27 protein-coding genes, 1 tRNA gene and 1 pseudogene are annotated in these 24,884 nt (G+C 67.7%); 20 read left to right on the top strand and 9 right to left on the bottom strand.

All coding sequences use genetic code 11. The features are described 5' to 3' along the window. Nucleotides 1-203 precede the first annotated feature (203 nt). From rpmF to AWB89_RS16150, 5 genes are all read left to right on the top strand, one after another. A complete protein-coding gene (gene rpmF, locus AWB89_RS16175) occupies nucleotides 204-377 on the top strand; it encodes a 50S ribosomal protein L32 (protein ID WP_066961599.1) in 174 nt (57 codons plus the stop codon). 63 nt (nucleotides 378-440) lie between these two features. Beyond that, nucleotides 441-1,127, top strand: coding sequence for a two-component system response regulator MprA (gene mprA / locus AWB89_RS16170; protein ID WP_085099810.1), 687 nt, complete (start codon nucleotides 441-443; stop codon nucleotides 1,125-1,127). 16 nt (nucleotides 1,128-1,143) lie between these two features. Beyond that, complete coding sequence (locus tag AWB89_RS16165; RefSeq protein ID WP_085175008.1) at nucleotides 1,144-2,691, top strand: HAMP domain-containing sensor histidine kinase; 1,548 nt, start codon at nucleotides 1,144-1,146, stop codon at nucleotides 2,689-2,691. Nucleotides 2,692-2,764: 73 nt separating this feature from the next. Beyond that, on the top strand, nucleotides 2,765-4,252 hold the full coding sequence (locus AWB89_RS16155) for a S1C family serine protease (protein ID WP_085175006.1): 1,488 nt from the start codon (nucleotides 2,765-2,767) through the stop codon (nucleotides 4,250-4,252). Beyond that, on the top strand, nucleotides 4,252-4,809 hold the full coding sequence (locus tag AWB89_RS16150; RefSeq protein WP_085098958.1) for a MogA/MoaB family molybdenum cofactor biosynthesis protein: 558 nt from the start codon (nucleotides 4,252-4,254) through the stop codon (nucleotides 4,807-4,809). The genes AWB89_RS16155 and AWB89_RS16150 overlap by 1 nt, the downstream gene beginning before the upstream one ends. Nucleotides 4,810-4,816: 7 nt before the next feature. Here AWB89_RS16150 and mscL read toward each other — a convergent pair whose 3' ends face one another. The 4 genes from mscL to AWB89_RS16130 form a co-directional block, all read right to left on the bottom strand. Then, nucleotides 4,817-5,275 (bottom strand): large-conductance mechanosensitive channel protein MscL, encoded by a 459-nt coding sequence (gene mscL / locus AWB89_RS16145; RefSeq protein WP_085175004.1) that lies wholly within the window; start codon nucleotides 5,273-5,275, stop codon nucleotides 4,817-4,819. Between the two features lie 65 nt (nucleotides 5,276-5,340). Further along, nucleotides 5,341-6,012, bottom strand: a complete 672-nt coding sequence (locus AWB89_RS16140; RefSeq protein WP_085175002.1) for an SAF domain-containing protein — start codon at nucleotides 6,010-6,012, stop codon at nucleotides 5,341-5,343. Between the two features lie 65 nt (nucleotides 6,013-6,077). Next, complete coding sequence (locus AWB89_RS16135; protein WP_085175000.1) at nucleotides 6,078-6,416, bottom strand: FmdB family zinc ribbon protein; 339 nt, start codon at nucleotides 6,414-6,416, stop codon at nucleotides 6,078-6,080. A 74-nt stretch (nucleotides 6,417-6,490) separates the two neighbouring features. Next, entirely contained in the window at nucleotides 6,491-7,084 is a 594-nt protein-coding gene (locus tag AWB89_RS16130; protein ID WP_085098970.1) for a 5-formyltetrahydrofolate cyclo-ligase, read from the bottom strand. Nucleotides 7,085-7,160: 76 nt separating this feature from the next. Here AWB89_RS16130 and AWB89_RS16125 point away from each other — a divergent pair, with 76 nt between their 5' ends. The 8 genes from AWB89_RS16125 (at nucleotide 7,161) to AWB89_RS16095 (ending at nucleotide 14,132) form a co-directional block, all read left to right on the top strand. Next, on the top strand, nucleotides 7,161-8,072 hold the full coding sequence (locus AWB89_RS16125) for a UTP--glucose-1-phosphate uridylyltransferase (RefSeq protein ID WP_085098972.1): 912 nt from the start codon (nucleotides 7,161-7,163) through the stop codon (nucleotides 8,070-8,072). 46 nt (nucleotides 8,073-8,118) lie between these two features. Next, nucleotides 8,119-9,411, top strand: a complete 1,293-nt coding sequence (glp, locus tag AWB89_RS16120) for a molybdotransferase-like divisome protein Glp (RefSeq protein WP_085098975.1) — start codon at nucleotides 8,119-8,121, stop codon at nucleotides 9,409-9,411. A gap of 21 nt (nucleotides 9,412-9,432) precedes the next feature. After that, a complete protein-coding gene (locus AWB89_RS16115; RefSeq protein ID WP_085175085.1) occupies nucleotides 9,433-10,086 on the top strand; it encodes a GNAT family N-acetyltransferase in 654 nt (217 codons plus the stop codon). Nucleotides 10,087-10,261: 175 nt separating this feature from the next. Continuing rightward, nucleotides 10,262-11,290: a divisome protein SepX/GlpR gene (gene sepX / locus AWB89_RS16110; protein ID WP_085175083.1), complete on the top strand. Its 1,029-nt coding sequence runs from the start codon at nucleotides 10,262-10,264 to the stop codon at nucleotides 11,288-11,290. Between the two features lie 50 nt (nucleotides 11,291-11,340). Beyond that, nucleotides 11,341-11,413, top strand: a tRNA-Ala gene (locus AWB89_RS16105). Between the two features lie 99 nt (nucleotides 11,414-11,512). Further along, nucleotides 11,513-11,734: a hypothetical protein gene (locus AWB89_RS27030; protein ID WP_139830704.1), complete on the top strand. Its 222-nt coding sequence runs from the start codon at nucleotides 11,513-11,515 to the stop codon at nucleotides 11,732-11,734. A 480-nt stretch (nucleotides 11,735-12,214) separates the two neighbouring features. Further along, entirely contained in the window at nucleotides 12,215-13,468 is a 1,254-nt protein-coding gene (locus AWB89_RS16100) for a cytochrome P450 (protein ID WP_085174998.1), read from the top strand. After that, entirely contained in the window at nucleotides 13,461-14,132 is a 672-nt protein-coding gene (locus tag AWB89_RS16095; RefSeq protein ID WP_085174996.1) for a TetR/AcrR family transcriptional regulator, read from the top strand. The genes AWB89_RS16100 and AWB89_RS16095 overlap by 8 nt, the downstream gene beginning before the upstream one ends. 25 nt (nucleotides 14,133-14,157) lie before the next feature. On the opposite strand, the gene AWB89_RS16090 is transcribed toward AWB89_RS16095, so the two are convergent. After that, nucleotides 14,158-14,532, bottom strand: coding sequence for a DUF732 domain-containing protein (locus AWB89_RS16090; protein ID WP_085174993.1), 375 nt, complete (start codon nucleotides 14,530-14,532; stop codon nucleotides 14,158-14,160). A 293-nt stretch (nucleotides 14,533-14,825) separates the two neighbouring features. Here AWB89_RS16090 and AWB89_RS16085 point away from each other — a divergent pair, with 293 nt between their 5' ends. After that, entirely contained in the window at nucleotides 14,826-15,956 is a 1,131-nt protein-coding gene (locus tag AWB89_RS16085) for a M42 family metallopeptidase (protein WP_085174991.1), read from the top strand. Here the strand turns inward: AWB89_RS16085 and AWB89_RS16080 are convergent. After that, nucleotides 15,953-16,693, bottom strand: coding sequence for a class I SAM-dependent methyltransferase (locus AWB89_RS16080; RefSeq protein WP_085174989.1), 741 nt, complete (start codon nucleotides 16,691-16,693; stop codon nucleotides 15,953-15,955). The genes AWB89_RS16085 and AWB89_RS16080 overlap by 4 nt on opposite strands. Nucleotides 16,694-16,949: 256 nt before the next feature. On the opposite strand from AWB89_RS16080, the gene AWB89_RS16075 reads away from it, so the two are divergent. Continuing rightward, nucleotides 16,950-17,780 (top strand): glycosyltransferase family 2 protein, encoded by an 831-nt coding sequence (locus tag AWB89_RS16075; protein ID WP_085099015.1) that lies wholly within the window; start codon nucleotides 16,950-16,952, stop codon nucleotides 17,778-17,780. Further along, entirely contained in the window at nucleotides 17,777-18,916 is a 1,140-nt protein-coding gene (locus AWB89_RS16070) for a phosphotransferase family protein (RefSeq protein ID WP_085174987.1), read from the top strand. The genes AWB89_RS16075 and AWB89_RS16070 overlap by 4 nt, the downstream gene beginning before the upstream one ends. An 86-nt stretch (nucleotides 18,917-19,002) precedes the next feature. On the opposite strand, the pseudogene AWB89_RS28475 reads toward AWB89_RS16070, so the two are convergent. The 3 genes and pseudogenes from AWB89_RS28475 to AWB89_RS16055 all read right to left on the bottom strand — a co-directional run. Beyond that, a pseudogene (locus tag AWB89_RS28475) lies at nucleotides 19,003-19,398 on the bottom strand (IS481 family transposase); the annotation flags it as partial. Between the two features lie 382 nt (nucleotides 19,399-19,780). Then, a complete protein-coding gene (locus tag AWB89_RS16060; RefSeq protein ID WP_085174983.1) occupies nucleotides 19,781-20,491 on the bottom strand; it encodes a TetR/AcrR family transcriptional regulator in 711 nt (236 codons plus the stop codon). 378 nt (nucleotides 20,492-20,869) lie between these two features. Next, complete coding sequence (locus tag AWB89_RS16055; RefSeq protein ID WP_085099822.1) at nucleotides 20,870-21,511, bottom strand: TetR/AcrR family transcriptional regulator; 642 nt, start codon at nucleotides 21,509-21,511, stop codon at nucleotides 20,870-20,872. A gap of 369 nt (nucleotides 21,512-21,880) precedes the next feature. Between AWB89_RS16055 and AWB89_RS16050 the strand changes: the two genes are divergently transcribed. The 4 genes from AWB89_RS16050 to AWB89_RS16035 form a co-directional block, all read left to right on the top strand. Beyond that, nucleotides 21,881-22,408, top strand: a complete 528-nt coding sequence (locus tag AWB89_RS16050; RefSeq protein ID WP_372515128.1) for a PAS domain-containing protein — start codon at nucleotides 21,881-21,883, stop codon at nucleotides 22,406-22,408. Between the two features lie 492 nt (nucleotides 22,409-22,900). Beyond that, nucleotides 22,901-23,200: a PE family protein gene (locus AWB89_RS16045; protein ID WP_085099033.1), complete on the top strand. Its 300-nt coding sequence runs from the start codon at nucleotides 22,901-22,903 to the stop codon at nucleotides 23,198-23,200. A gap of 19 nt (nucleotides 23,201-23,219) precedes the next feature. Further along, nucleotides 23,220-24,644, top strand: a complete 1,425-nt coding sequence (locus AWB89_RS16040; RefSeq protein ID WP_085174981.1) for a PPE family protein — start codon at nucleotides 23,220-23,222, stop codon at nucleotides 24,642-24,644. 100 nt (nucleotides 24,645-24,744) lie between these two features. Continuing rightward, a partial coding sequence (locus AWB89_RS16035; RefSeq protein WP_042798136.1) for a WXG100 family type VII secretion target occupies nucleotides 24,745-24,884 on the top strand: 140 nt, incomplete at its 3' end.

The raw sequence follows: 24,884 nt of genomic DNA, 5'->3' as shown, positions 1-24,884 counted from the left end.
TCACCGGTGAGCGCAAACCAACCAACCAACCGGTAGGTTAGCGGGTCGCGCCGGTGCCGCGTCAAGGACGTCCACTGGGCCGGGGCGGCGCCATTTTGGCGGCGAGCAGCTCACCCACTATCCTGATAGGCAATCGTCGCACGTTCGGCCCGACCGGCCACGCCGCGCGGCATACCCCCCGACCCGAGGAGTTAGGCCCGACCATGGCCGTACCCAAGCGCAGGATGTCGCGCGCGAACACCCGAAGCCGTCGCGCACAGTGGAAGGCCACTAAGACCGAGCTCGTCGGTGTGACGGTGGCGGGCCAGAAGCACAAGGTGCCGCGCAGGCTGCTCAAGGCCGCGCGCCTCGGTCTCATCGATCTCGACAAGCGTTAATCTCGGCAAATACGCGGCGCGCCTCTCAGGCGGCTCTCAGGCGCTAGTACGAAACTAGTGGCCGTGCGCATCCTTGTCGTCGACGACGATCGCGCCGTGCGCGAGTCACTGCGCCGGTCGCTTTCCTTCAACGGGTACTCGGTCGAGTTGGCCCATGACGGGCTCGAGGCCCTGGACATGATCGCCAGCGACCGGCCCGACGCCCTCGTCCTGGACGTGATGATGCCGCGCCTGGACGGCCTCGAGGTGTGCCGTCAGCTGCGCAGCACCGGCGACGACCTGCCGATCCTGGTCCTCACCGCCCGCGATTCAGTGTCCGAGCGGGTGGCCGGCCTGGACGCCGGCGCCGACGACTACCTGCCGAAGCCCTTCGCCCTGGAAGAGCTGCTGGCCCGGATGCGGGCGCTGCTGCGGCGCACCAAGCCCGACGACGACGTCGAGTCGGTGGCCATGAGCTTCTCCGACCTGACCCTGGACCCGGTGACGCGCGAAGTCACCCGCGGACAACGCCAGATCAGCTTGACCCGCACCGAGTTCGCGCTGCTGGAAATGCTGATCGCCAACCCGCGCCGGGTGCTGACCCGCAGCCGCATCCTCGAGGAGGTGTGGGGATTCGACTTTCCCACCTCGGGCAACGCGCTGGAGGTCTACGTCGGCTATCTGCGTCGCAAGACCGAGGCCGAAGGTGAGCCGCGCTTGATCCACACGGTGCGCGGGGTGGGCTACGTCCTTCGGGAGACCCCGCCGTGATGATTAAAAGCCAACGATGATCCGGCTGCATCGGCACCGGCGCGCACCGCTGCGAGCCACCAGCTCGCTGTCCCTGCGATGGCGGGTGATGCTGCTGGCGATGTCGATGGTGGCGATGGTCGTGGTGTTGATGTCCTTCGCCGTCTACGCGGTGATTTCGGCCGCGCTCTACAGCGATATCGACAACCAACTGCAGAGCCGGGCGCAGCTGCTGATCGCCAGCGGTTCGCTGGCGGCCGACCCGGGCAAGGCCATCGAGGGCACCGCGTACTCCGACGTCAACGCCATGCTGGTGAACCCGGGCCACTCGATCTACAGCGCCAACCAGCCGGGCCAGACCCTGCCCGTCGGCACCACCGAGAAGGCCGTCATCGCCGGCGATCTGTTCATGTCGCGCCGCACGGCGTCGGATCAACGAATCCTGGCCATCCACCTGCCCAACGGCAGTTCATTGCTGATCTCCAAGAGCCTCAAGCCCACCGAGGCGGTGATGACCAAGCTGCGCTGGGTGCTGCTCATCGTCGGCGGCATCGGCGTCGCGGTCGCCGCGGTGGCCGGCGGAATGGTCACCCGGGCGGGGTTGCGGCCGGTGGCCCGCCTCACCCAGGCCGCCGAGCGGGTGGCGCGCACCGACGACCTGCGCCCCATCCCGGTGTTCGGCAGCGACGAATTGGCAAGGCTCACCGAGGCTTTCAACTTGATGCTGCGGGCGCTGGCCGAGTCGCGGGAGCGGCAGGCGCGGCTGGTCACCGACGCCGGGCACGAACTGCGCACGCCGCTGACGTCGCTGCGCACCAACGTCGAACTCTTGATGGCCTCGATGGAGCCCGGGGCGCCGCGGCTACCCGAACAGGAGATGGTCGACCTGCGCGCCGACGTCCTTGCCCAAATCGAGGAATTGTCCACGCTGGTAGGCGATTTGGTGGACCTGACCCGCGACGACGCCGGCCAGGTGGTGCACGAGACCGTCGACATGTCCGAGGTGATCGACCGGAGCCTGGAGCGAGTGAGGCGGCGGCGCAACGACATTCACTTCGACGTCGACGCGATCCCCTGGGGCGTCTACGGTGACGCCGCCGGGCTGTCGCGCGCCGTGCTGAACCTGATGGACAACGCGGCCAAGTGGAGCCCGCCGGGCGCGCACGTGGGCATCACGATGCGCCAGCTCGACGCCACGCACGCCGAGCTGGTGGTGTCCGACCACGGCCCCGGTATCCCGCCGCACGAGCGCCGCCTGGTGTTCGAGCGCTTCTACCGGTCGACGACCGCGCGGGCGATGCCGGGTTCGGGGCTCGGCCTGGCGATCGTCAAAAAGGTGGTGCTCAACCACGGCGGGCTGCTCCGTGTCGAGGACACGGTGCCGGGCGGCCAGCCGCCGGGCACCTCGATCTATGTGCTGCTTCCGGGCCGCCGGATGGCGGACCCGACGGCCGTGGCCGACACTGAGGTGTTGACGACGGACACCGAAACCGACCCTTACGTGCCCGTAACGGACCGCGCGGCGAACTCTCGGGATTCGGCGAACGTTATCTCAGTGGACTCTCAGTCCGCGCGGGCAAGGTAGGTCTGCAGCTAGTGTTGGACTCGAGCCAAGTCGAGCCCAAAAAGCAGAAATATAGGAAGAGCGACGTAGCGACATGACGAATGACCCGAGGTATTCGCCACCGCCGCAGCAGCCGGGATACCGTACCGGGCCTAATCAGCCTGTGCCCCCCGCGTATGCGCAAGGGCGCCAGCAGCCGTACAACCCGCAGTACGACTGGCGCTATCAGCAGCCGGCCCAGCCGTCGCAGCCCCAGCAGACGGGCCCGTACCGGCGGCCCTACGAGCCCTACGAGCCGTTCAGTGGCACCGGGCCGGGCCGCATCCCCGCCGGCACCGGGCCGGGCCCGATACCGGGCGGCACCGGCGCGGGTCCCGTGCCCGGCGCAGCCGGCACCGGCCCCATCCAGATGTTGCCGCCGATGCCCCCCGGGCCCCAGAAGCGTTCCCGCGCAGGCCTTTTGACGGCGGGCGCGCTGGCCATCGCGGTCGTGTCGGCCGGCATCGGCGGCGCCGCGGCGACGGCCGTCGAGCTGGGCACCCACTCCGCGAGCAGCAACGGCCACGGAATAATCCCGGGGGCCGCACCCAGCGTCCCGGCCGCGAACATGCCGCCGGGCACCGTCGAACAGGTGGCCGCCAAGGTGGTGCCCAGCGTCGTCATGCTGGAGACCGACCTGGGCCGCCAGTCCGAAGAGGGTTCGGGCATCGTGCTGTCGACCGACGGCCTGATCCTGACCAACAACCACGTGGTGGCGGCCGCGGCCAAGCCCGGCGGCCCGGGTGGGCCCGGCGGGCCGGGCGGACCCGCCGGTCCGCCGCCGAAAACGACGGTGACCTTCTCCGACGGCCGCACCGCGCCGTTCACGGTGGTCGGTGCCGACCCCACCAGCGACATCGCCGTGATCCGCGTGCAGGGCGTGTCCGGCCTGAACCCGATCACGCTGGGCTCCTCGTCGGATCTGCGAGTCGGACAGCCGGTGGTGGCGATCGGCTCGCCCCTGGGCCTGTCGGGCACGGTGACCACCGGGATCATCAGCGCGATGAACCGGCCGGTGTCCACCACCGGCGAGTCGGGTAACCAGAACACCGTGCTGGACGCGATTCAGACCGACGCCGCGATCAACCCGGGTAACTCCGGTGGTGCGCTGGTCAACATGAGCGGCCAGCTGGTGGGCGTCAACTCCGCGATCGCCACCCTGGGGGCCGACTCGCCGGACGCGCAGAGCGGTTCGATCGGCCTCGGCTTCGCGATCCCCGTCGACCAGGCCAAGCGCATCGCCGACGAGCTGATCGCGACCGGCAAGGCGACGCACGCCTCGCTCGGCGTGCAGGTCACCAGCGACAAGGGCACCCCGGGCGCCAAGGTCGTCGACGTCGTGCCGAACGGCGCGGCGGCCAGCGCCGGAGTGCCCAAGGGGGTCGTCGTCACCAAGGTCGACGACCGCCCGATCAACAGCGCCGACGCCCTGGTGGCGGCGGTCCGTTCGAAGGCGCCCGGTGACAAGGTGTCGCTGACGTTCCAAGATCCCGGCGGGGGAAGCCGCACGGTGCAGGTCACCCTCGGTAAGGCGGATCAGTGATGAGAGTCGAAGAGCCCTCGGCGGCGGGATTGTCCGACCTCGGTTATACGGTGGCACCCATGGAATCGGGCGCGGAGTTGGTAGTCGGCCGGGCGCTGGTCGTGGTCGTCGACGATCGCACCGCGCACGGCGACGAGGACCATAGCGGGCCGCTGGTCACCGAGCTGCTGACCGAGGCGGGATTCGTGGTCGACGGCGTGGTGGCGGTCGCGGCCGACGAGGTCGAGATCCGCAACGCGCTCAATACCGCGGTGATCGGCGGGGTGGACTTGGTGGTCTCGGTCGGCGGGACGGGCGTCACCCCGCGCGACGTCACGCCGGAGGCCACCCGCGAGATCCTGGACCGGGAAATCCTCGGCATCGCCGAGGCCATCCGCGCCTCGGGGTTGTCCGCGGGCATCACCGACGCCGGGCTGTCGCGCGGTCTGGCCGGGGTGTCGGGCAGCACGCTGGTGGTCAACCTTGCCGGCTCCCGTTACGCCGTGCGCGACGGGATGGCGACGCTGAATCCGCTTGCCGCGCAGATCATCGGCCAGCTGTCGAGCCTGGAGATCTAGGCGCGCCTCACTGCGCCTCGGCGTCCGCGCGCGGTCCGTGATCGGGAGGGGGCGTCGTGGCGACGCCGCCGTGCCTGCCGGACGAGTCCCCGTTGGTCTGGGCGAGCAGGTCACGGATCTCGGTGAGCAGGACGACCTGGGCGTCGTCCGCCTGCTCCACCTCACCGCGCTTGCGCAGGGTGTTGTACGGCAGCACGACGAAGAAATAGACCACCAGCGCGATCAGGAAGAAGTTGATCGCGGCCGACAGCAAGATGTTGAAGTCGATGAACTGGCCGCCGCCGATGGAAATCTTCAACGCGCCGACATTGGTCTGCTTGTTGGCGCCGACCCGGTTGAGGAGCGGCGTGATGATGGCTTCGGTGAACTTGGTGACCAATGCGGTGAAGGCAGTACCGATGACCACCGCGACGGCCAGGTCGACGATATTGCCCCTTGCGAGAAACTCCTTGAACCCTTTGAGCATGCCGAGGTCCTTTCTGGACTGGACAACGTTTGCTATCGATCACGTGCCCAACAGCGGCCAGGCCCTCAGTGCAGGGTCAGGGTTACAGTCTGGCCCAGCGTCGAGCCTGCCACCGTGTTCGCCACGCGAGCCGGCAGCGCAACCAACACTACGCGGTCGCTATCGGCAGCCTGGACCTTCTGTTTAGCCGAAACAAGCACGACAACGGCGTCGGTTGCTACCACTTTGGTCACGGCCGGGGTGCCCGATGCCGGCGCGTCGGCGGCCGGGGCGGCCAGCACGTCCACGACATCACCGACCCGGATCAGGTCGATCAGGGCGCCGTCCGCCAGGTGCAGCGGCACGATGCGGGCGCCGGGTCCGGCGGTCGACTCGGCCAACCGACTGCCCAGCAGCCGGACGTCGGTGAGCACCTCGCCGCGCCTGGTGGGGCTTGCCAGCATCGACCCGACGACCGTGGCCACGTCCGACCGCGAGCCGTCGGGAATCGTTGTCGCCGAACGCTTTTCGAGCCGCACGTCATCCGCGGTCAGCGCGGCACCCGGGCGCAGGTCGCGCGCCGCCACCACCACGTCGGCGTCGTCGCCACCGGGGTCCGAGCGCAGCGTCGCGACGCCGGCCAGCACGACCAGCCCGGCCGCGGTCACCCGCCGGGCCAGCACCGTGCGGGTCCAGTCGGGGCGCAGCGATACCGAGATCCGCCTGAATAGGCTTGCGTTCAGCGAGGATTCGCGCACGCCGCAACGGTAGGCGCGGCGGGACGCCGGCGGTGCCGGTCAGGAATTGCCTTGTGGATAACCGCTCAGCTCGAGGCGGCCGCGGTGGCCGGCGCCGCGCTGGCGGTCGACTTGTCGCTCGAGCCGCTCTTGTCGCCGGACGCGCTTTTCTCGCTGGAGCCGGACTTCTCGCTCGACCCGGTGTCAGCGGACGACCCGTTGGTCGAGCTCGTCGACTTCTTGCCGTCCGCGCGGCTGTCGGTGCGGTAGAAGCCGCTGCCCTTGAACACGACGCCGACGGAATTGAACAACTTGCGCAGCCGGCCGGAGCACTTCTCGCACGTGGTCAGCGCGTCGTCGGTGAAGGCCTGGACAGCGTCGAAGCGGTCGCCGCACTCGGTGCACGCGTAGCTGTAAGTCGGCACAAAAACCTCCGAATCGTCTCGGGCTGCATTAGCACTCTACCGTGTCAAGTGCTAGAACCGCCACGTGATCGCGATCATTCCCGGCTCGGGAGGGCGATCAGGCCCCGGTTGGGCGTGAGCGCATCCGTCATCAGCACGTCGTGCGGTTCGGCGGGCAGCTCGTCCAGGACTTCCGCATCGCGCACCACCGCGACCAGCCGCGCGTGCGGGTTGCGCGCGCGCAGCGAGCGGTCGTAATACCCGCGCCCGCGGCCCAGCCGCACGCCCCGGCGGTCGACCGCCAACGCCGGCACCAGCACCAGGACCGCCTCGGCCAGGGCCGTCTCCGGCAGCAGCGGCTCGGGCGGCTCGAGCAGCCCCCACGCCCCGGGGACGAGTTCACCCGGCCGGTATTCGCCCCAACGCAGCGGCGCGGGCTTGTTCTCCGGGGTGGTGCGCGCGACCGGAAGCAGCACCCGGGCCGACCGGCGCAGCAACATGTCCAGCAGCTCCGTCGAACCCGGCTCGGTGCCCACCGGCACGTACGCGCAGACCGTGATCCCGGCGGTGATCATCGGCTCCAGATGGTCACTGAGCAGGCGCGCCTCGGCGCCGCGAACGTCGTCGGCAACGCAACGCCGCGCGGCCAACAGCTGCTGGCGCAACGCGTCCTTGCTTGCGGTTTCCACGCCTCAACCATGACAGGCCGGGATTTGGCGCCGCCAGACGGCGTCGGCGCACCTAACGAGGGTTATCGTTTGAACAATGTCACGCCCAGAAGTTCCGGTCCCCTTCACGGCGATCGTCCCCGCGGCCGGCCTGGGCACGCGTTTCCTGCCCGCGACCAAGACGGTGCCCAAGGAGCTGCTGCCGGTCGTCGACACGCCGGGCATCGAGCTGGTCGCCGCCGAGGCCGCCGCCGCCGGCGCGGAACGCCTGGTGATCATCACGTCCGAGGGCAAGGACGGCGTCGTCGCGCATTTCGTCGAGGACCTGGTGCTGGAGGGCACGCTCGAGGCCCGGGGCAAGAAGGCGATGCTCGACAAGGTGCGCCGCGCGCCGCAGCTGATCAAGGTCGAGTCCGTCGTGCAGGCCGAACCGCTCGGGCTGGGCCACGCGATCAGCTGCGTGGAGCCCACGCTGGCGGCCGACGAGGACGCCGTCATGGTGCTGCTGCCCGACGACCTGGTGTTGCCGACGGGCGTCCTGGAGACGATGGCCAAGGTGCGGGCCGACCACGGCGGCACGGTGCTGTGCGCGATCGAGGTGAGTCCCGAAGAGATCAGCGCCTACGGCGTTTTCGACGTCGAGCCGGTGCCCGGCGGTGACAACCCCAACGTGTTGAGGGTCAAGGGCATGGTCGAAAAGCCCAAGGCCGAAGACGCCCCCTCGATGTACGCCGCCGCCGGCCGCTACGTGCTCGACCGCGCCATCTTCGACGCGCTGCGCCGCATCGACCGGGGCGCCGGCGGCGAGGTGCAGCTCACCGACGGCATCGCGCTGTTGATCAAAGAGGGCCACCCGGTCCATGTCGTCGTGCATCGCGGATCTCGACACGACTTGGGAAATCCCGGCGGCTACCTGAAGGCTGCGGTTGACTTTGCATTGGATCGTGACGACTATGGCCCGGATTTGCGGCGATGGTTGGTGGCGCGATTGGGTCTGACCGAGAACTAGCCAGGCCCTAGCGCCGGTCCAGCACTCGACGGCAGAGAGGCGCGCTGTGCGTTCTGTGGAGGAGCAGCAGGCCCGGATAACGGCGGCCGCGGTGGCCCCGCGACCGATACGGGTGGCCATCGCCGAGGCCCAGGGATTGATGTGCGCCGAGGAAGTGGTCACCGAGCGGCCCATGCCCGGCTTCGACCAGGCCGCTATCGACGGGTACGCGGTGCGCAGCGTCGACGTGCTGGGCGTCGGTGAGGTCGGCGCCGAAAGCCTCGGCGAGCCGCCCGACGAATCCGGCGGCGACGAGGACGCGCGCGACGGCCTGCTCCTGCCGGTGATGGGGACCATCGAGGCCGGCTCGCGCACACCGAGCCGGCTGCAGCCGCGGCAGGCCGTCCGGGTGCAGACCGGGGCCCCGCTGCCCACCCTGGCCGACGCGGTCCTACCGGTGCGCTGGACGGACGGCGGGATATCGCAGGTGCGGATCCTGCGCGGGGCGCCCTCGGGCGCCTACGTGCGCCGCGCCGGCGACGACGTCCAGCCCGGCGACGTCGCCGTGCGGGCCGGGACGATCATCGGCCCCGCGCAGGTGGGGCTGCTGGCCGCGGTCGGCCGGGAACGGGTGCTGGTCCATCCGCGGCCGCGGTTGTCGGTGATGGCCGTGGGCGGCGAGCTGGTCGACATCTCGCGCACCCCCGGAAACGGTCAGGTCTACGACGTCAACTCCTATGCCCTGGCGGCCGCGGGCCGGGACGCCGGCGCGGAAGTCAACCGCATCGGCATCGTGCCCAACAACCCCAGGGAGCTGCGCGAGGTCGTCGAGGGCCAGATCAACCGCGCGGAGGTCGTGGTGATCGCCGGCGCGGTCGGCGGCGCGGCCGCCGAGGCGGTGCGGCTGGTGCTGTCCGAGTTGGGCGAGATGGAGGTCGTCCGGGTCGGCATGCACCCGGGGTCCGTCCAGGGTTTCGGTCAGCTGGGGCGCGAGGGCGTTCCGACGTTTCTGCTGCCGGCCAACCCGGTCAGCGCGCTGGTGGTCTTCGAGGTGATGGTCCGGCCGCTGATCCGGCTGTCGCTGGGCAAGCGGCAGCCGATGCGCCGGATGATCCAGGCCCGCGCCCTGTCGCCGATCACGTCCGTCGCCGGGCGCAAGGGCTACCTGCGCGGCCAGCTGATGCGCGATCAGGACACCGGCGAGTACCTCGTGCAGGCGCTGGGCGGGGCCCCGGGGGCGTCGTCACACCTGCTGGCCACCCTTGCGGAGGCGAACTGCCTGGTGGTCGTGCCCAGCGGGGCCGAGCAGATTCGCACCGGTGAGATCGTCGATGTCGCCTTCCTGGCCCAGCGCGGCTAGGCGAGGCGACGGCACATGCTCGTGAACCTGTTGCGCACCAATTCCCGTCATCCGGGTTGGCCCCTGGACGTGGGGCCGCTGCGCGTCCCCGCCGGGATCGTGCGGTTGCGGGCGGTGCGGATGCGCGACGGCGCGCAATGGAGCCGCATCCGGCTGGCCGACCGCGAGCATCTCGAGCCATGGGAACCCAGCACCGACGGTGACTGGACCATCCGCCACACGGTGGCGGCGTGGCCCGCGCTGTGTTCGGGCCTGCGCGCGGAGGCCCGCAAGGGCCGCATGCTGCCCTACGTCATCGAGCTCGACGGGCGCTTCTGCGGCCAGCTGACCATCGGCAACGTCACCCACGGCGCGCTGCGCTCGGCGTGGATCGGTTATTGGGTGCCCCGGTCGGCCACCGGCGGCGGGGTCGCGACGGCCGCGCTCGCGCTCGGTCTGGACCACTGCTTCGGCCCGGTCATGCTGCACCGCGTCGAGGCCACCGTGCGCCCGGAGAACGCCGCGAGCCGCGCCGTGCTGGCAAAAGTCGGGTTCCGGGAGGAGGGCTTGCTGCGCAGGTACCTCGAGGTCGACCGGGCGTGGCGCGACCACCTGCTGATGGCCATCACGGTCGAGGAGGTGCAGGGATCGGTGGCCTCGACGCTGGTCCGCGCCGGCCACGCGAGCTGGGCCTGAGCGGCCGCTACTTGGTCGCTGCGTCGCCGTGAGCTGTGGCTAGCGCGACACGAGTGACACTTGGTGCTTGTGAGAGGCAAATTACAGGTGTGTAATTGTGCTGGTCACCCTGCCCCGGCCGCGCCGGCCGCCGATGAGCCTCGCGGGGGTCAGGGCCAGTGAGGAGCACGTCATCATGCCAAGCATTCCGCAGTCACTGTTGTGGATTTCGCTCGTGGTGCTGTGGCTGTTTGTGCTGGTCCCGATGCTCATCAGCAAACGCGAAGCGGTGCGTCGCACCAGCGACGTGGCGCTGGCGACCCGGGTGCTGAACGGCGCCGGGTCCCGGCTGCTCAAGCGCGGTGGGCCCGCCGCCGGTCATCGCAGCGACCCGCACTGGAAGCCCGAGGAGGACGCGGCCGAGGGTGACCAGGACGAATACGAGGAGCAGGAAGAAGAAGCCGACACCGACGTGCACCCGGCGCGTCCGGTCGTCGTGAAGGTTGCAACCGTCGAACAGACCGAGCCCGACTACCTCGACGTCGACGTCGTCGAGGACTCTGGCGCGCTGCCGGCCGGGGCCGGCGCCGAGCTGGCCGAGCCCGACGAGGATGAGGCCGCCGTCGAGACCGAGCCGCAGGCCGTCGCCGAGCACACCGAGGCCGACGACGAGGACGCGGACCTGGACGACCACTACGAATACGTCGAGGACTCTTCGGGTTTGGAGCCCGAGGCGGACCGCGAGGAGGACGAGGACCCGCGGGCGTTCGTCGCTGCCGGTTCCTCCCGGCGGCGCCGGTTCGACCCGAAGACCGCGGCCGCGGTCAGCGCCCGCAAGTACGCCTTCCGCAAGCGGGTGCTGATGGTGATGGCCGTCTTCCTGGTCGGCTCGGCCACCGCCGCCTTCGAGGTGTCGCCGACGGCCTGGTGGGTGTGCGGCAGCGCGACCGCGGTGACCCTGCTGTACCTGGCCTATTTGCGCAGGCAGACCCGCATCGAGGAGCGGGTGCGCCGCCGCCGGATGCAGCGGATGGCCCGCGCCCGGCTCGGCGTGGAGAACGCCTACGACCGCGAGTACGACGTGGTGCCCTCGCGGCTGCGGCGTCCGGGCGCGGTGGTGCTGGAGATCGACGACGAGGACCCGATCTTCGAGCACCTCGAGTACGCGATGCCGATGCGCAACTACGGTTGGCCCAGGGACCTGCCGCGCGCGGTCGGCGAGTAGCGCCGGCGGTTCGTCGGTTCGCCCGGGGGCTGGTAGCCTGCTAGCGGTCAGGGGCTATGGCGCAGTTGGTAGCGCGTCTCGTTCGCATCGAGAAGGTCAGGGGTTCGAATCCCCTTAGCTCCACAAAGTTTGAGTGCCGAGGTAAGTGGGGGTCCAACAATTAGCTGCGTCACCGTCGGCGACGCCCGGTACGCAGCGGTGACGTAGGAGGGGCTGAAGAGCATGGCTGTTGATCCGGAAAGAATTCGCGAATGGCGTGATGCCGCCCAAAAGTATGCCGACATGGCGGTCAAGCTGATGCAGGTGTTGCCGGAGGAGCCGACCGACAGCGATTACGCGAAGATTTCTATGGTCGCGTCGATATCCTCGCTGTATTACGCGACGGCGTTGGATGCCGATCACTTCGGTGACGGGCCAGACGAAGGTGCAACGCCCGAAAAGTGAGGTCCTTGCCTCATCCGACCGGGCAGTAGCCGGCTGAATCGCTACCCCTAGGTCGCCAGCCGCACCGTCCGGGTCTTCATCGAGCAGGTCACGTCACCTGCGTTCGATTCGGCTTCCGAAGGCTTCCGCAGATCCTCATCGAAGGGATCGGCACAGATCGCGCGTCACCGACGCCTTGGCGTGTCCAAGCATTCCCTGAACCGCTTTCACCTGCGCCCGTGGAACGCCAGATCATCGCGGCCTTATTAACTCCCATCACGCCGGAGTCTGACAGGAAATGGCACTGACCTCCGTTCCAGGTGTGCTGCGCCCGCACTGCGGACGCCCCTTGAGAGAACGTATGACCATCGGCAGGCGGCAGACAGTTTAGCTGGGTAAATTTCGTTCTTCATTGACGCCTCCGCGATGATGGTCATACGCTTGGAGGGAATATGTCGGCATGCAGCCCGACGCAGGACCAGCGCAAAGGCGGGAATGTCAATGAACGTGAACAGCACCGCTCCCAACGTCTTCGAGGCCGGGCTCCCCACGCTCAGTTACGGCCTCACCGCCACTCCACACGACGTCGTGGAAGATGTCCGACTGGCGCAATCGCGCGCGCCCATCGCCATCGGGCCCCTCGGACCGGAAATCCTGTCCTACGAATTGGCTCGCGAGATATTGCGCGACAACAGATTCCGCCTGCCGCCCGGTATCACTCTGGCGGCGCAGGGCATCACGTCGGGTCCGCTGTACGACAAGCTGGCGAACAGCCTCCTGGGCCTGGACGGTGCGGCACACGTTCGGTTGCGCAAGCTGGTTTCCAAGGCTTTCACTCCCCGCGCGACAGCACGTCTCCAAGACACGATCCACGAGGTGGTGAACGGGCTGATCGACCGCGTGTTCGACGCCGGACGGTGCGACGTCGTGCAGGACATCGCGCGGCCCTACCCCACGCCGATCATGTGCGCGCTGCTCGGTGCGCCTCGCGAGGATTGGCAGCTGTTCGCGGACTGGACCGAGGAGATCTTCAAAGCCCTCAACTTTCAGCCAGACGTCAACTTCGACGAAGCTGCGATCATGCGCGCATGGGGCGAACTCGACGCCTACGTCGACGACATGGTCGCCGCCCGCCGAAACAATCTGACCGACGATCTGCTCTCCGAACTCATCCGCGCCGAAAGCGACAGTGACCGTCTCAATCTCGACGAACTCCGCATGCTGGTGGCCGGCTTCTTGATGGCGGGAACGGATACCACACGGAACCAGCTGGCGGCGTCGGTTCAGGTGCTCTGCGAGCATCCGGACCAATGGGCGAAGCTGCGCGACCATCCAGAACTTGCGATGCAGGCGGTCGAGGAGAGCATGCGCCACTCACCCGCGGCCTGCATCGTGCCGCGCGCCGCCACCGAGGACGCCGAGTTCGGTGGCTTCCTGTTCCCGGCGGGAACCTTCGTGTTCGCGAACACCTTTGCGGCCAACCGAGATCCAGCGATCTATGACGATGCTGACCGCTTCGACATCGCGCGCAGAGACGTTCCCCCGATTCTGACGTTCGGCGGCGGCGCGCACTACTGCCTAGGGGCGAACCTCGCACGCCGGGAACTGGCCGAAGCGCTCACCGTCCTCACTCGCCGCCTTCGCGCGCCGCATCGCGTCGGTCCGGCCCCGTGGAAATCCCTACTGGGAATGACCGGCCCGACAACGCTTCCGATCAAGTTCACTAGCGAAAGGCTTGTGACGGCGGATGCGTAGTCGTGGCTGGGCGGGTTCGACGCCCTCGTCGGACGAGGAAGCTATTTCGCGCATCCTGACTGCGGTCGACGAGGAGGTCGCCGAGCATGGAGCGGCGATACGCCTTGCCGACGTCGCCCGCCGGCTCGGAGTCACCCGCCAGACGGTGTACCGCTACTTTCCCAATGCCGACGCGCTGCTCATCGCGAGCTCGATGCGTGCGGTCAACGGGTTCATCGACCAGGTCGCAGAACACGCCAGCGGCCTCAACGACCCGGTCACTGCCATTGTCGAATGCGTTTCGTTCGGGATCGAGAACCTCTACGGTGACCCGCAGCTGGAGAGCCTCTTGACCCGGCGACATGGCGGCGAAACCGTCACCTCGCTGACCTCCGACACGGCAATCTCCTTCTGCCTGTCCGTTTTTCACCGCCTCGATGTCGATTGGACGCTGCACGGTTTCGACACGGCCGGGCTCCGCGAGCTTGCCGAGATCACTTTGCGCAGTGTGCAATCCGTCCTAACCGATCCTGGACAGGAGCCGCGCAGGGGACTCGCGCTACGCCGCTTCCTTGCTCGGTGGTTGGGCCCGGCCATCCTCTATCCGCGAGTGTCGTCGCTGTCGATCTACGAACAAGATGCAACATTCGACGCGGCTGAGGAGTACGCCCCTCGGCTTCCCTAGGGGCGCTGGGCGTCCAATCCGGGGGTCACATCATCGGGGGGAACGGCAGTAGCCAGATCACCGAGGGATCGACGGAGCCCCGGTATTGCGGGCAATACGACGCCACCGAATCGCCGACGAAGAAGCCGGCTTGCCGCTTCGTCGTAACCTTGATCTGCGGATCCTTGATCAGCTTCAAGGCGATAATGCTCGAATCTTGGCCCCTGTCAAGCGCAGCGCATACCCCGTGGCCATGCGCGATCGCGGTGTCGCGGTCGCTGGCGTCGATCCCGTAATTCTCCAGCGCCGCGATGAACGCATCATCGGTCGGGTCCGCGGATGCTGGCGCCGCGGGAAACACCGTGGCGGCGGCCAGCAGGAGAGCGCAGACTCCCAACCCGCTCCGAAGACCGGCGTTCATATCGTCGCGGCATCCTCTCTCTAGCGCGCGTACCGGCCGGTGACGCGATCAAGTCGATGTTGGCAGACGCGTTCGTGCCGTCGTCGAAGCTTCCTCGTCTCACTGTCGGCCCGGCGGTCCGACCAGAGGTAGGGGCCAAAGTCCTCCGCGTCGCACCCTAGGTCGCTTCCGGCGGCCGCGGTGGACCGGCGGGTTGTGGATCCCGGATGTTGGGTACTGATCCAGTTGTCACCCGTACGGCTGAGCTCTTGACCACGCGTGTCGACCCGCGGGTGCCGACGAGGAAGGACTCAATGGCGGACCCGGGCGCGACCGACGAGCTGCTGACAGAACTTTTGTCGACGTACGGGCCGTGCGGCCAGGAGGACGAGGTCCGCGCGGTGTGCGCGCGCGAGCTGCAACCCGTCGTCGACGACATGTGGACCGACGACGCCGGCAACCTGATCGGCTACATCGGCGCCGGCGGTCCACCGGACGGCACCGCGCACCGGCACCGGTCGACCGCCGGACAGAGCTCCGCCACGCGGGTCATGGCGCACATGGACGAACTGTCCATGCTGGTCAAGCGCATCGAGCCCGACGGGTCGCTGCACCTGACGCACCTGGGGACGATGTACCCGGGCAATTTCGGGCTCGGTCCCGTCGCCGTGCTCGGCGACAACGAGACGCTCACCGCAGTGCTGACGCTGGGCTCCGAGCACACCACCAAGGAGAGCCCGCGGATCTGGCAGACCAAACCGGATCAGGGCGACCAGGCGCTGGATTGGCACCACGTCTACGTCTTCACCGGGCGCACCGGCGACGAGCTCAAGGAGGCCGGTGTGCATCCCGGCACGCGCGTATGCGTCGAGCGCAGCAAGCGGACGCTGGTCGAGATCGGCGACTACGTCGGGTGTTACTTCCTCGACGACCGCGCCGCCGTGACCGCCCTGCTCAAGGCCACTCGCCGGCTGCGTGAGGGCGGGCAACGGCCAGCCGACGACGTCTACGTCGTGTTCACCACCAACGAGGAGATCGGCGGCGTGGGCGGCTCCTACGCCAGCGCCAACCTGCCCGGCACGCTCACCCTCGCCCTGGAGGTCGGGCCCACCGAGCAGGAGTACGGCACCAGCGTCACCGGCGGCCCCATCGTCGGCTACAACGACGCAATGTGCGTGTACGACAAGGACGTCGCCGACCGGCTGATGAAGATCGCCACCGACCACGGGTTCGAGCCCCAGGCGGCCGCGCTGGGTGCGTTCATGTCCGACGCCTCGCATTCCAAGGCCAACGGGCTGACACCGCGTGCGGGCCTGCTGTGCATGCCCACGCTGAGCACCCACGGCTACGAGGTCATGTCGAAGAGCTCCATCGAGGCGGTGGCCGCGATCGTCGTCGACTTCGTGCTGCAGCCCGACGAGAAACGCTCGGGCGCAACGGATTAGCCCGGCTTGGTGGCGGCGACGAACTGCAACACGCGCTGCGTCTGTTGCTCGATGTCGACCAGGCCGGCCGACGAGAACAGGTCCACGAAGGCATGCCGGTCGAACATGGTGAGGCCGATCACCTGCGCGCCGCCGCTCAGGACGTGGCGAAGCGGCGGCAGCCCGGCGGCATAGCTGGTCAGGATGGCGATGCGGCCGCCCGGCGCGAGAACCCGCACCATCTCGCGGGCCACCTGAAACGGCTCCGGCATCAGATACAGCGCGCCGAAACAGCAGACGGCGTCGAAGGTTTCGTCGGAAAACGGCAAGGTGCGGGCATCGCCGCGGACGTAACAGGTGCGCGCGCCGCCGTTGTCCAGCACGCCGCGCGTCAGCATCGGCTCGGAAATGTCGAAACCGACCGCCAGGCCGCCGTCGGGCAGTTCGGCCGCCAGCGGACCGGTGAAATTGCCCGGCCCGCAAGCCACGTCGAGCAAGCCTGACGCGGTCGCGAGGCGCAGGGCCGACGCCGCGCGGCGCCGCTCGGCGCGGGCGGTGACGCCACTGGCCACGTAGAAGGACGTGGGCCGCCACAGCCGCTCGTACACCGTCGCGACGAAGGGGCTGTTCATCGCGCGCTGCGCGAACGTCGGGGCCGGAGAGCTCGTCGCTTCGCCCAGCACGTCCAGGAAACCGTTGCGCAGCACTGCGGTCGTCTCGAGGAGACCGCGGGTCCGCTCGATCGGATCCTGGATCATGCGCGTGCTTTCGTGGAGTTTTCGCTGGGACAGCGCCGCCCCCAGCGTAGTGGGCTCCGCGGTAACGCTGGCTGGCCAGAGGTGTCTCGCAACCCCTCACGTCCCCTGCCGATATTACAGACCTGAGGACTGGTAAAAGCGTTGCAGACCAATCTGTGGGTATGTAAACTCCGCGAAGAAGTGCATATCCGGTATATACGGGCCGTGGCGCTGGTGGGTGTCGCGCAGCACTACACCGAAAGATTGGCGGCTGAAGATGACCAGCGTTTCCTCCCTAGACTCAGTCCAAGACTCGCTCGCACGGCGGCCTCGACCTCGCCCGAAACCGAGCCTCGCAGATCCAACGGTCAGCCTGGTCATTCCGGTCAGGAATGAGGCGCGCAACATCGCCTGGGTGCTCGAGCAGGTCGCTGACGAGGCGACCGAAATCATCATCGTCGACGGCGATTCGACCGACGTGACGATCATCACCGCGCGCCGGTCGCGGCCGGATATCCGGGTCGTGCCGCAGCAGGGTCCCGGCAAAGGCAGCGCGTTGCGCACAGGCTTTCTCGCCGCCACCGGCGACATCATCGTCATGATGGACGCCGACGGCAGCATGTCGCCCAGCGAGATCCCCCACTACGTGCATTTTCTTGCCAACGGCTACGACTTCGTCAAAGGGTCGCGGTTCATCAGCGGCGGATCGTCGCTGGATATCACCTGGTTTCGGCGCCTGGGTAATCGGTTCCTGCTCGGGGTGTTCAACTCGCTGTACCGCGGCCACCTGACCGACCTCTGCTACGGATTCTGTGCTTTCGACCGTCGCTATCTCGATCACCTCCACCTGTCGGCGACCGGCTTCGAAATCGAGGCCGAGATGACAGTGCGGGCCATGCAGGCGGGGTTGCGCATCGCGGAGGTTCCCAGCGTGGAATTGCCCCGTCGCAGCGGGGTCTCGAACCTGCATGCCATACGCGACGGCATCCGCGTCCTGCGAACGGTACTGCGTCATCACCGCTCGGGCGTTTCTGGGCACCTCTACCAGGCGGCGAGACATGCTGCAGGGCGACCAGCTGTGGGAATGTCAGCTGAAGTGACGGCGTGACTGGCACTTCTCGGCCATCCGACCGGCTGATCGACGTCAATGACCTGCCGATCGGTTTCATCGACGTCGCACTGAGCATGCCGCCGACCGAACTTGTCGGCGAAACGGTTGTGGTCCTGCTGCGTCGCGAGACGGGACCGCCCGCGGCGGTTTTGAAGGTGGCACGTGGCCAGCTGAGAGCCGCGAAATTGCGCACGCAGCGGCGCGTGCTCGCCGAACTGGCCGTCCACCACGGACTCGACGACGAATGGCGCAAACTCCTACCCCGGATCCTTGCATTCGACGAGCGCACAAATGCCGCCGTGTCCGTGGAGTCCTATCGGCGGGGAACGGATCTGGCGGAAATCTTGGAGCGCCGCCCCAATCGGGTCGAGGAGCTGACCGCGGCTGCCCTGAGGGCCATCGCGCCGCTGCACCGGGGGACGGCGACGCCCGTCGTCGTAGACAACTTCTGTTTATTGCGGGGGTGGGTCGTCGAACCACTGACGACCCTGACCGACGTGTGCCGGCGGCTGGATCCCCGTCTGGTTCGCGACATGAATCGGCTTGGAACGGTGCTACGGCAGGCCCTTGTCGGCCGGCGCATCCCGGTGGGCTGGACGCACGGCGACTACGTCCCCGCCAACGTCCGGGTCGCCGGTCTAAGGGGCTCGGTCACCGGCATCGTGGATTGGGGCGGGGCGCGGTCGGGACAGCCTGCTTTCCTCGACGAGTACACGATGATCTTGACGGCGAGCTGTCGGGTGGAGAGAACTGATCTGGGCATGCTCGTCGCCGACCGGCTGAGCGCGGGTGGTCTCTCCGGTCGCGAGCGTTCCGCGCTGCGTGCCGCGCACGACCGACCGGGCGGGGACGTCGAGGACCGTGAGACCATCGACGAGCGCATTGCCATCGTGTTGACCTGGCTGCACCATGTTGCCCACGCGTGGCGCAAGCGCCAAACCCCGCCGGACCACCACACCTGGTGGGCAAACAACGTGGCACCGGTACTTGACGCCGTCGCCGGATGGCGCGACGGATCCGATCTTTCAGGCGCGCGGGCCCGCCCGGGCGGCGCCGTAGGCGCCGCACCGATGACGGCGCCGCCGCCGGTAAAGGATGCCGCGCCGGCCCAGGGAGACCGATCCGATGGCTGACCATTCACAGCGGAGAACGAATTCTCGCGCAGTCGGCTGATCGGGGGTCGTCCTGCCAGCGCGCTGTGGCGTCGTCGAGTGTTTTAGAGCTCAGCAAGGGCGCAAGCCCGCGCGGTGTCGGAGGCGAAGACCTGGCGGTAGGCCCCCTCGGTTTGCAGGGCCGTTTTGCCATGGGCAGTGTGGCTTGATGAACTTGTGCGTAGCTCCCAGTTGGGCGACAGCGGTGGCCACCTGGGTCGATCGGCGGTAACCGAAGTGGTTGTCGGTTATCACTCGCCCGATACGCGAAACACCTTGTGCGGCAAAGTAGGCGGCGGCTCGGGTGATAAAGCCCGCGCAGGTGGTGGGCCCCTTCTCGTCGGCAGGATCTCTGAGTACGCCAGCCGCCTGTGGCCATCGACCATCGAATGGATGAAGTCATAGCCGAGGCTACGGCCACTTACTTCTTCGCTGCGCCCATGGGCTCGCCCCCGGGGTCCTCCTCACACCAAGCCGACACGCCTGCTACCAACGTCCTGGCCGAGTACAGCTAGCTCATGCTCGACGGGCGAGGCTCAGCAACCGTTTGCGAGGTCGTAGAGGATGATCCCAGCGTTGCCGGCCGGCTTGTCCGGCTCTGCGCTGGGCTAACTATCCGGCTGGCTAACCGTTGGTGGCCACCTGGTGAACGCGGCCGTGGCCATGGGGGCTGGTCGGCTTCGCTGCCCGCGCTGCAACGCCGGTGCCGGGCAGCGTCCGCCAGACGATCCGGTTGTCGCATTGCACTGCGACTGATCGGCGCCGCCGGCGTGCTACCCGCCAACGGCACCCGACGCGTCGTGCTCGACGCGCAAGGTGGCGGCATCGGCCGCCCTCGCCTGACTGCTACGCGTCGGCGTGCGCCGAGGCGGCGACGTGGAGGTCAAACGATATTTCCTCCGTCGAAACTCTTTTCACCGCGAGTGCGTGGCGGCGCTTCATAAACGAGGTGAAGTAGTCGATCCGATCGGGATTGGTGAAGCTGGGTAGTGACAGCATCCACGCTTTGTTGAAGTTGTCGAGGTAGTCGACGGGTTTGTCCAGGTTGCTGGTCCGGCGAATACCCACCCACAGCGCTACCAACATGTTGGCGATGTCTTCGGGATCCTGGTGGGCGACGATGTCACCCTCTGCGGCTGCTTTCTTGATGAGGCCGCTGACGAATTCCTTCCGTGATTTCCACAGTGCGCGGGGCAGGGGGCTCACGTTTTCCAGGGCGTCGAGCAGTCGGACGCCGGCCCGGGCGACGTCGTATTGAGTGTCGTGAACGGCGCGGACGAAGACGAATTCGATCAGGGTCTCTAGTCCCGACATGTTGCGGTCGACCAGCTCGGCGACTGCTGTACGGCTCATCTCGGTGAGGTCGTCAATGATCTTTATGGCCAGTGCCTGCTTCGACGAGAAGTGGAAGTACATCGCACCTTTGGTGAGTTCAGCTTCGGCCAGGATGTCGTCGAGGCTGACCGCGCTGTAGGGATGATGGGCGAACTGGCGCGCGGCGGCGGCGATGAGTCGATCGCGTGTGGTGTCTGGCCGTCGTTCGCCATCCTCAGTCATATACCCGCCTGTCTTGTCGCGATCGCAGCATAGTGGACCATCTCGTCACCCCAAGACCACAGCGCCGCCGTGTCGGTGCCTACGATGATAGGCCGCGGTGACATGACAGGTGTGCAGACCCGCCCGGCGCGGTGTCGAAGCGTCCACGCCATGACCTCGAGCACACTTCTCGCCCTTACCGCAGCAAACTCCGGCGACTACGCCTGGACGCGTCGGCGACAGTTGCTGGCACGTCACGCGATCCTGCGGCCGCAAAGCCGTGGAGCTGCCTCACGGGCGATCGGTACCTGTATCGCTGTCCGTCGGCGGACAGCGGTGGCTAGAGGGCAGGCGAGGCGGCGTGAAGTCGGTGTGAGAGTTGCGTTGGCAGAGAGCTTCTCACGCGAGTGCGTGGCGTCTCTGAATGAATTTGGTGAAGTAGTCGATTCGAGCGGGATTGGCGAAGCTGGGCAGCGCCAGAATCCATATTCTCTGCAGGAGGTCGAGGTAGTCCCCGGGTTGATCGAGGTTACTGGTTCGGCGGATACCCACCCACAGTGCCACCAACATTTTGGCGATGTCTTCGGGATCGTGGTCCTGGATGACATCGCCCTCCGCGGCTGCTCTTTCGATGAGAGAGCTGACGAACTCGATCCATGATTGCCACACCGTGGGAGGCAAGGAGGTTGGATTGTCGAGCGTGTCGAGCAGTCGGACGCCGGCGCGCGCCGCGTCGTGTTGGGTGTCTTGAACGGCGCGGACGAAGACGAATTCGATCAGGGTCTCGAGTCCCGACATCTTGCGGTCAAGCAACTCGACGACCGCTGAACGGCTCATCTCGGTGAGGTCGTCGATGATCGCTAAGGCCAGTGCTTGCTTCGAGGAGAAGTGAAAATACATTGCCCCTTTGGTGAGTTCGGCCTCTGCCAGGATGTCGTCGAGGCTGACCACGCTGTACGGGCGGTGGGCGAATTGGCGTGACGCGGCGGCGATGATTCGCTGACGTGTCACGTCGGCTCGCCGGTCGCCGTCCTCAGTCATTGCGCCGCCTGTCTCGTCCCGGTTGCCGCGCGACCTGCCATCGCCGCGTGGTAACGCAGTTCCGCGATCTGGTCAGACCCTCGGAGAACGGCGATGGCACGCAGAGTGCGCAGACCCGCCTGCGGGCGGCGCCGTGTCCGTCGAAGTTTTCCGTGGGTTTGGCCCGGTCTCATCTAGAGCTGCGTCCTGTGACTGTAATTCACACTTTAGCAGCGCGGGAAGACTCAAAGTGTGATAACTTGGCCGCTACCAAGCCAAATGGTATGTGATTTGGCAGGTCAGGTGCATCGACGGTATCACGCGATTGCACCTAGGCGCCGCGGTGACACGCCCGCCCTTAGGTCGGCTTGCTTCTAGAAGGAGGAGCACATGTCGGTCGTGACCAGACAACCGGATGTGTCGACGTGCGTGCGACCTCAGTCGAATGCGCCTCCACCCTCTGCGAGCCCGCCGTACCAACCGCGCGACGGCGCACGGATGGACGCCGGCGGCCCGGTTGAGCGGCGGCGCGGGGGAGGGCCCGGTGATTCGCCGATGGACGTCTTGAGACGGTTGCCGGCGGTGGTGGTGTTGGAGCGCCTGCCGGTCCCTTCGCTCGCCATGGCGCGGGACGGCATCATCTTGTTCGCCAATCCCGCGTTCGCCGAGATGGTCGGTTACGAGCTGGAGGGGTTGGCCGGGTCGGCGTTTCCAGAGATGTTCCACACCGTGCCGGCCGTTTTATGCGCGCTTTCTGGCGTCGATGCAGTCGCGAATCTGGTTGTGGAGCTGCGCCACTGTGAGGGTTGGACCGTCCGGGCCAGGATGAGCAGGACGGCGATGTTGCGGCAGGCCGATCCGGTCGTGCTGGTGACGTTCGACAATTTGACGGAGCGGCTGTGGATGGACGAGCGATGAATCGCCGATTTGGACGGTTGCGCGTCCAGGCAGCTACGACGACGCCGACCGGGACCTGGGTGCCGCGGTAACCGCGCACCTCTTTCCCGGCGGCGCTACCGGAATTGACGTCGCGCTCGAGCCCACGGATGTTCCGGACCGGCGCCGCGCTCCCAGGGGATTTTGGCGACGCGCTTGCCGCGCCGTTCAAGCTGTGTTTCCGATCGCCGGGTCCCTTCCGTGCCTTGTCCATGACTTTGCGGGCCGTGCCGAACGTGGCGTTGTTTCCGCCGGCCTTCGCTGGGTGGGGTCCGTTCGAGAGCCTCTGCGCGGGCAGGCGGGGATGCCTTACCTACGAACAAATACCGTAAGTTGACCAATTCGGCCACGAGTGCTTCCATTAGTACGTATTCTGCGGATTAAGGTACATAGCTGGTATCCCGAGGTCGCACCCAGGCGCCGCAGTCACTGCGGCCGGCCGATGGCTCGGCCCGCTTCCTTTAGGAGGAGCACATGTCTTTTGTGACCACGCTGCCGGCGATGTTGGCATCCGCGGCGGGAGAACTACAAAGCATCGGCGCTGCTGTAGCCGCCGGGGATGCGGCGGCGGCCGCCCCGACGACCGGGGTGGTCCCCGCAGCTGCCGACGAAGTGTCGGCCCTGACGGCGGCGCACTTCGCCGCGCACGGTGCCTTGTACCAAGAGGTGAGCGCCCAGGCCACCGCCATTCGTGAGCTGTTCGTCAGCACCTTGGCGACCAGCGCCGGTTCGTACGCGGCGACCGAGGCCGCCAACGCGGCCGCGGTCCTCTGACCTTCGCCGAGGTGCCACCATGGACTACGGGGCGCTACCGCCGGAAATCAACTCCGGGCGAATGTATGCCGGCCCGGGCGCTGGGTCGATGCTGGCCGCCGCAGCCGGCTGGGACGGGCTGGCCGCCGATCTGCGTGCCGGGGCGTCCGGGTACGAGGTAGTGATTTCGGCCCTCACCGGCGGGCCGTGGCTCGGGCCGTCGTCAATGGCCATGGCTGCCGCGGCCGCACCCTACGTCGCGTGGATGAACGCGACCGCCGGGCAGGCTGAGCTGGCTGCCGCCCAGGCTCAAGCGGCGGCGGCCGCCTATGCGGCGGCGTTCGCGGCGACGGTGCCGCCGCCGGAGATCGCGGCCAACCGCGCGCTACTGATGATGTTGATCGCAACCAACTTCTTCGGTCAGAACACGCCGGCGATCGCGGCCACCGAGGCTCAATACGCGGAAATGTGGGCGCAGGACGCCGCGGCGATGTACGGCTACGCCGCGGGTTCGGCGGCGGCCACCGCGCCGGTGACGCCGTTCACCCCGGCGCCGGAGACCACCAACCTGGCCGGGCTGGCTGCTCAGGGGGCCGCGGGCGCTCAGACGGCCGGCGCATCGACCGGCACAGGTGTGCAGCAGGCCCTGTCACAGTTGACCTCGACGATAACCGGGGCGCTCAACAGCCTCGCATCGCCGTTGGCCTCCGCGTTGGGCGGAACTTCCTCGGCGGGCTCCACCGTGACCGGCCCCTTCGGAACCCTGTTGTCCTCCAACGGGTTATCCGTCGGCGGCATCGCGTCCGGCCTGATCACCTCCTACGGCGCGATGCCGGGGTGGATGGGCTTGTCGGTGATGTCCACGATGTTGGGCACCACGTTCGGTCCCCTCATCGGTGGCCCGATGAACATCGGCTTCGCATCGGCAGCCGCGGGCAACGCGGCCGGCGCGGCGGGGGCGGCGGGAGCCGGGGCTGCACTGGGGCCGATTGGCGGAGGCTTGGGCGGTATTCCGGGCCTAGGCGGCTTCGCGGGCCTGGGCGCGGCGACATCGGTTGGCGGGCTGGCGGTGCCTCAGAGTTGGGGGCTCGCGGCGGCGGGCGCGCCGGCGGGGATCCTTGGCAATCTGTCGATGACGCCCTCGGCGGCGGTGCCGCTGGCGGGCGACGAAGTTGCGGCCGGACTCGGTTTCCCGGTGCCATTCGGGGGGCTCGGCCGAGCCGCAGCGGCGGGCGCCGGAGCCGGCGCGGTCGTCGCCGCCGCGAAGTACGGGCCGCGCCTCAGATTCGTATCGCGTCCGCCGGCCGCCGGATACTCTTCCGAGACGGAACTCCCGACGGCCCCGCCGCCGGCGGCGAAATACCCTGTGCCCGCAACGTTTCCGACCAACGGGCACGCACCGCCCGGATATCAGGCGGCGGTCATATACGTGCCGACCAACGGAAACACGTCGGCCAACGTATGACGGCAGGGATAAATCCATTGACTCGAGGTGTGCTGGCTTGCCGCACAAGCTAACCGGCCACCGACAGAACAACATCAACCAAGTGAGGTAAGGAGCCAAAATGGCAACACGATTTATGACCGATCCGCACGAGATGCGGGCGATGGCGGGCCGTTTCGAGGTGCACGCTCAGACCGTTGAGGACGAGGCTCGCAAGATGTGGGCGTCGTCGATGAACATCGCTGGTGCCGGCTGGAGTGG

The sequence above is a fragment of the Mycobacterium paraense genome (assembly GCF_002101815.1).
Classification (GTDB): Bacteria; Actinomycetota; Actinomycetes; order Mycobacteriales; family Mycobacteriaceae; genus Mycobacterium; species Mycobacterium paraense.
The sequence above is the reverse complement of the archived record's forward strand: the minus strand, read 5'-3'. Positions and strand labels throughout refer to the sequence as shown.